Genomic DNA, 1,061 nt, shown 5'->3' with positions numbered 1-1,061 from the left:
TGAGGTTGGGGACGCGGCTGGCGGGTGGTTGGCCCTTCAGCGCGGTGTGTCCGCGGTGGTGATTGTAGGTGTGCAGCCAGCTGGGGAATGCCTCGCGTCGTTCGGTCTCCGATCGGTAGGGGCGGGCGTAGGCCCACTCGTCGAGGAGGGTGCGGTTGAAGCGTTCGACCTTGCCGTTGGTCTGCGGCCGGTAGGGCCGGGTTCGTTTGTGGGCGATCCCGGCCGCCGCGAGAGCGTCGCGCCAGTCGCGTGAGCGGTAGCAGGAGCCGTTGTCCGTCAGCACCCGTTCGATGGTGATCTTGCACTCGGTGAAGAAGGTGTGGGCCCGCTGCCAGAAGCCGGTGGCGGTCTCCTTCTTCTCGTCTGCGTGGATCTCGCTGTAGGCGAGGCGGGAATGGTCGTCGACGGCGGTGTGCAGGTAGCTGTAGCCGGCGCCCGCGCGGTTCTTGCGCCCGGCCTGGCGGCCCAGCACCTTGTGGCCGCCGCCGTCGGGGATGTTGCCGAGTTTCTTGATGTCCACGTGGACCAGCTCGCCGGGCCTGGCGCGTTCGTAGCGGCGGATGACGCGGCCCGTTGCCCGGTCCAGGTGCGTGAGGCGGGCCAGGCCGAAGCGGGTCAGGACGCGGTGCACGGTCGAGGGCACCAGGTGCAGCAGGTGCGCGATGCGGGCCGGGCCCCACCGGCGCAGGATGCGGACCTTGATGATGCGCCGCTCGGTGCGGGTCGGGGTGCGCCGCGGGCTCGTGCGCGGGCGGCTGGAGCGGTCGCTCATGCCCGCCTCGCCGTGTGTGCGGTAGCGGTCGGCCCAGCGCTGGGCCGTGGTGGGTGAGACCTGGAAGCGTTCCGCGGCGCGTCGAAGGGGCCAGTTGTCCTCGACCACGCAGCGGGCCAGGCGCAGCCGTCCGGTCTCGGTCAGGGGTGCGTTACGGTGGGGCACGAGGGCCTTTCGGTCAGGTGTAGACGTCGCAATCCACACCGAACCGGAAGGCCCTCACCTGTTCAAGATCCCTCAGCCGAGACCTGACTCACCCGTCCACAACCTCCCGGGATAGAACACCTAG

At 69.8% G+C, this 1,061-nt stretch carries 1 protein-coding gene; it reads right to left on the bottom strand.

The window, feature by feature from the left end:
* The coding region (locus ACH4N1_RS34990; protein ID WP_398104572.1) for an IS481 family transposase at positions 1-937 on the bottom strand (937 nt) is incomplete at its 3' end.
* Between the last annotated feature and the right edge of the window lie 124 nt (positions 938-1,061).

The organism is Streptomyces sp. NPDC017202 (assembly GCF_044331705.1).
GTDB lineage: Bacteria > Actinomycetota > Actinomycetes > Streptomycetales > Streptomycetaceae > Streptomyces.
Note: the sequence above shows the minus strand (reverse complement) of the source record. Positions and strands in the feature narration are given on the sequence as shown.